We start from the raw sequence: 1,001 nt of genomic DNA, 5'->3' as shown, positions 1-1,001 counted from the left end.
ATGTTTGACGCTTCACAGCGGGTACCGGAATATCAACCGGTTATCCATCGACTACGCCTGTCGGCCTCGCCTTAGGTCCCGACTTACCCTGGGCAGATCAGCTTGACCCAGGAACCCTTAGTCAATCGGCGCACACGTTTCTCACGTGTGAATCGCTACTCATGCCTGCATTCTCACTCGTCAACCGTCCACAACTCGCTTACGCGGCTGCTTCACCCGGCAGACGACGCTCCCCTACCCATCACGATCCCCGTTGGGGGTACATATCGCAATGACACGACTTCGGCGGTACGCTTGAGCCCCGCTACATTGTCGGCGCGGAATCACTAGACCAGTGAGCTATTACGCACTCTTTCAAGGGTGGCTGCTTCTAAGCCAACCTCCTGGTTGTCTGTGCGACTCCACATCCTTTCCCACTTAGCGTACGCTTAGGGGCCTTAGTCGATGCTCTGGGCTGTTTCCCTCTCGACCATGGAGCTTATCCCCCACAGTCTCACTGCCGCGCTCTCACTTACCGGCATTCGGAGTTTGGCTAAGGTCAGTAACCCGGTAGGGCCCATCGCCTATCCAGTGCTCTACCTCCGGCAAGAAACACACGACGCTGCACCTAAATGCATTTCGGGGAGAACCAGCTATCACGGAGTTTGATTGGCCTTTCACCCCTAACCACAGGTCATCCCCCAGGTTTTCAACCCTGGTGGGTTCGGTCCTCCACGAAGTCTTACCTCCGCTTCAACCTGCCCATGGCTAGATCACTCCGCTTCGGGTCTTGAGCGTGCTACTCCACCGCCCTATTCGGACTCGCTTTCGCTACGGCTACCCCACCCGGGTTAACCTCGCAACACACCGCAAACTCGCAGGCTCATTCTTCAAAAGGCACGCAGTCACGAGAATGTGCAAGCACATTCCGACGCTCCCACGGCTTGTAGGCACACGGTTTCAGGTACTATTTCACTCCCCTCCCGGGGTACTTTTCACCATTCCCTCACGGTACTATCCGC

1 rRNA gene is annotated in these 1,001 nt (G+C 56.5%); it reads right to left on the bottom strand.

What is annotated here, in order from left to right:
- Positions 1–1,001: ribosomal RNA gene (locus ACF09J_RS36040) — 23S ribosomal RNA — on the bottom strand; the annotation flags it as partial.

It is taken from the genome of Streptomyces sp. NPDC014889 (assembly GCF_043081205.1).
Classification (GTDB): domain Bacteria; phylum Actinomycetota; class Actinomycetes; order Streptomycetales; family Streptomycetaceae; genus Streptomyces.
This window is presented reverse-complemented; position numbering and strand designations above follow the sequence as displayed.